The following is a 3943-nucleotide window of genomic DNA, read 5'->3' on the forward strand; positions in this document are numbered from 1 at the left end:
TAACTCGGCAGTAGCAGACAATGGAAGTTCTAGCTGCACCACGGAGGTAGGATTCAACGTGAAAAAGTCTTTGTCCTGCTTCGTTTTTGATGCTTTCAATCTTGCCATTGTCTGCGTACTTCCTTAAAGTGTTTGGGTGCAATCCCAGTTGTTTAACTGCTTCTCGTAGTGGTACATAAGCCATACTACTATATTAGCAGTTATGAGTATATATAATCTATTGTTAGCAAATAACTAGCTATTGACTAACCCTTTCACCAGAGTAACTTCTCACGGCTTTAGGGTCTGGTGCAAAAGCCAACCATAGAGGAAATTGCAGTATTGCTAAACTGATTTGCTCTTCGGAATCGTCAATTATAATTAAAGGTAATTGATTAGTCTTTACCAGTCGGTCAGCCTTCAAAGCCAAAGCATCGGGTGTTTCAAACAAAGCTACACCCTGGTCAGGACCAAAATCTGTGCGACCAATTCCTAAGCAGTCTTGCAAACCGCGCCGCCATTCACCTAAACGTTCTGGGGAATTTGCTAAAACCAGAGTACGGAGGCGATCGCCATATAAACTGTGTAATATAGAAGCGACAGAAGAACCAATGAGAATATTCTGCAAGCGGCTTCCCATAGTTCGCAAAGCGCCGCGTCCCCCTTGTTTAAAGAACCAGTTAGCAACTCGTTCTGCGTGAACCGGTTCAAAAGTCCGGCGTAATTGCCAGGGCGGACCATAGTAATCTGGGTTACTACGATACTGGTCAATCAAGCGGCGAATTTTATTTGTAGTCTCTTGAAACTGTTGTTGGGCAAATTGGGGTGTTTGTGGCTGTTCTTGGGTGATTTTCACCTCTGTGACCACAGGTTTGGCTGGTTCGATTGGTGTCAGTTGCAATTGTTCTGCTGACATTGCCAAATCCTGTAAACTACCGGTGAGATAATCCTTAAAGCCTTGCACCCGAATTGCTAAATCTTGAGATGCTCCCGCAAAAGTGGTTCGCATTTCATTACGAATGCGTTCTTGGCGGCGTTCTAGTTGTTCTACAGAAATTTGCAGAGCTTGTTTGCGTTGTTCTAACTGCGCCAGTGACTCTTGTACAAGTCGCCCCAGAGAGATTTGAGTTTGACTAAGTTGTTCTTGAAGGGTTTTGTAAGATGCTTGTAGATTGGCTATTTCTGCCTTTAGGGATGCTTCTTGGCGTTGCAAATCTGCCACTGTATCCTCAGCTTGAGCAGATAGTGAATTATCTTGTTGCTCTACCACGACGGGAGTTTGTGGTTGTTGTACTGCATCTTCAAGGGTTGAGTCTTCTGTGGAGTCAATGGCGGCAAATGCCACTTCTGTATGAGGTATGATTGGCACAAGATTTGCATTATTTGGTTGTGTATCAGTAGATGAAGTTGGCGCTCCTGTTTCCAGCAGTGAGTCTGGGGATGAGTTTTCTGCTTCTATTTGTTCCAACCACTCATCCATCTGTTCTGGAGTTTGAGATTCCTCTGGGTTCATAAACAATAATGCAAATAAATAAGTTTCAAGAATATAGTCTAGATGCAAAACCACTGAGCATTGAGGCTCACAGGATTCAGAAAATAGGTCATATCCGTGGACAACGTGATTCTAGACAAGATTTCAGGGTTTTGGGGTCAAATAAAATCGGTAAAAAGTGAATGCTATTGACTTCCTTAAAATAAAACAGGATAGGGATTCCATTCCAAAATATCCGCCAGTTTTGCCATTCCTGATAGGGAAAGCGCCGCAGTAATTTTTCCCCTCGATAGATATCTAAATCTGTGGCGGTGAACTGTAAACGTATTGTTGCGGTTTGTAACAACAGAAATAAGCCCAATAATGCAATTACCACCCCTACCCAAACTTGCACTACCAATAGAGGTATGGCAGCAATCAGCAATACAATGGGGATATTATAACTAGGCTGGAGTTCCACAGTTGAGGTGGAATCAGTTGTAAATGAACTGGTCACAGTTTCCCATCCTGTTTTGTTGGTAAACATCTATCCTATTTTAGGGGTTCTGGGTTTGATTAACTTGCCGAGTTATTGGTGAACAGATCCCAGTCCTATGTCAAAAACCTTCTAGCAATGCACTCCCCGCTCCCTGAAACATTAACCATGAGAGAAAAAAGTTACTAATAAATATAATTAGCAAGGAAGTCACAACAGCCGTTGTGGTGGATTGTCCCACGCCTTTTGCTCCTCCCTTGGTCGTTAAACCCCAGCTGCAACCAATGACGGCGATTAACAAGCCAAAGCAACAGGCTTTAATTAAGGCGCTGATGATATCCCCAATACTGATCAGGTTGCGAGCTGAGTCTAGAAATACCGTATCGGGTATGCCATATATATTTGTGGCAATTATTAATCCCCCTAAAATCCCCGTGATTAAAGACAGGAGGGTTAAAATCGGCAGCATTAAGCAGCAAGCTAGTAGGCGAGGGATAACAAGGTAATCAATGGGGTCTGTTTTTAAGATGAATAAAGCGTCGATTTGCTCGGTTACCCGCATCGTCCCAATTTCGGCTGCAAAGGCGGATCCGACTCTTCCCGCCAAAACTACGGCGGTAAGTACTGGTGATAATTCTCTTGTTAATGCTACCGCTAGGACTCCGCCAACTAGATTACTAGCGCCAAAATTAATAAACTCCCTCGCTACCTGAATCGTAAATACTGCGCCCACAAATACAGCCGTTAACAGGGCAATAAATAGGGAGTCTGGCCCCACAGTGGCCATTTGCTCTACAGTATTGCGCCAATTAATTTTTCCCCTCAATAGGTGAACTATTACTTGTCCACCCAGGAAAATCGCCGCCAGCAGTCGCTGACTCCATGCTCCTAAACTGGATTTGGATTTAGTCTCACTCAATGTTTTTTAGCTAACTCGGTAACTGCATTCAGGATAGCGGATCTCTGTTGGTTGGGGGAACCCTACTCCCTGGGTGAAACATTAACTTAATTTAAAGGTCATCTCATAAAGTAAAGTTGTTTAAATCGATTTTTGATGCCATTATTACGAAATGATATAGACTGAAAGCTATGTTTGGCAAGTTTTTTAGATAATTTTAGAGTTTTTCCCGATCAGATTATCTGATTTAAAAGGTGAAGATTTTTTTTAATCAAAACTTAAGATTTTTGACATATTGCTTTTTAAGGAGCGATCGCACGTATTCTGGAAGATGACATCTTAGTTCTCGGCGATTGTTCACTCTCTCAACGGAGCCTGCTGTATATGTCTATTTTCACCAACTTTCTCCGCTCCCTACTGCTGACTATGTTTTTTAGTTTTATCGCTCCTATGTCCTTGGTGGGGGGCGTATTATTCCTTTTGCCTGTCATCGGTTACTTTCCAGCTTTACAAGGGGCTACTGATGCCAGCACGATGAGGATCATCCATTTTCTTTCTATCTTTGGTAGCGGTCATCCCCTTCATGGACTTGTGATCATTAGTTTGACTTGTAGTTTCGTTGGGGCGCTATTCGATACCTATGCTTACTACCGCTATCAAATCTTACGCATTGACTCTTAAGTAATTAGATCACTTTACTGTGTTCACATACTCAGAAATGGCTTCATGTCCTGAGCCTAGACCTACATGAGTCTTATCAGGTTTATATAATTAACTTGTTTTAATAAAAATTAATTAAATTAAATAATCAATAGCTGACCAACTATGGTGTTACGCAAATTATGTATTAATTATCATTGTAGCGTCACCTTTAAATAAAGATATACAAAGAATCTAAAAATTTCATTAAGATTGCTGATAACACCATGCCTACTGATTTTTGGACTAGAGTAAATTAGGTCTACAATAATTTAATGAATTTATAGTCATTTATGTACATTTGTAGTATAATATTATGAATGTACGATCATTAAATGAATGAAACTATCTGATTATGCAAAAAAGGTAGGGATAAGTTATAGAACTGCGTGGCGTTGGT

General features: G+C 41.3%; 5 protein-coding genes. 1 reads left to right on the forward strand and 4 read right to left on the reverse strand.

Annotated elements, in window-relative coordinates:
• From NWP22_RS01020 to NWP22_RS01035, 4 genes are all read right to left on the reverse strand, one after another.
• The coding region (locus tag NWP22_RS01020; RefSeq protein ID WP_271730880.1) for a MerR family DNA-binding transcriptional regulator at window positions 1–184 on the reverse strand (184 nt) is incomplete at its 3' end.
• 54 nt (window positions 185–238) lie between these two features.
• Window positions 239–1492, reverse strand: coding sequence for a DUF3086 domain-containing protein (locus NWP22_RS01025; RefSeq protein ID WP_271733205.1), 1254 nt, complete (start codon window positions 1490–1492; stop codon window positions 239–241).
• Window positions 1493–1580: 88 nt separating this feature from the next.
• A complete protein-coding gene (locus NWP22_RS01030) occupies window positions 1581–1997 on the reverse strand; it encodes a DUF3119 family protein (protein ID WP_271733203.1) in 417 nt (138 codons plus the stop codon).
• A 70-nt stretch (window positions 1998–2067) separates the two neighbouring features.
• A complete protein-coding gene (locus NWP22_RS01035) occupies window positions 2068–2865 on the reverse strand; it encodes an MlaE family lipid ABC transporter permease subunit (RefSeq protein ID WP_271733202.1) in 798 nt (265 codons plus the stop codon).
• A gap of 363 nt (window positions 2866–3228) precedes the next feature.
• On the opposite strand from NWP22_RS01035, the gene NWP22_RS01040 reads away from it, so the two are divergent.
• Window positions 3229–3525, forward strand: a complete 297-nt coding sequence (locus tag NWP22_RS01040; protein ID WP_271733200.1) for a hypothetical protein — start codon at window positions 3229–3231, stop codon at window positions 3523–3525.
• Window positions 3526–3943 lie beyond the last annotated feature (418 nt).

Origin of the sequence: Anabaenopsis tanganyikae CS-531, from assembly GCF_029891675.1 — a bacterium.
Lineage (GTDB): Bacteria > Cyanobacteriota > Cyanobacteriia > Cyanobacteriales > Nostocaceae > Anabaenopsis > Anabaenopsis arnoldii.

Coding starts and splice junctions, on each gene's coding strand:
- NWP22_RS01030 (WP_271733203.1), bottom strand. CDS start 1,997: ATGTTTACCAACAAAACAGGATGGGAAACTGTGACCAGTTCATTTACA.
- NWP22_RS01040 (WP_271733200.1), top strand. CDS start 3,229: ATGTCTATTTTCACCAACTTTCTCCGCTCCCTACTGCTGACTATGTTT.
- NWP22_RS01025 (WP_271733205.1), bottom strand. CDS start 1,492: ATGAACCCAGAGGAATCTCAAACTCCAGAACAGATGGATGAGTGGTTG.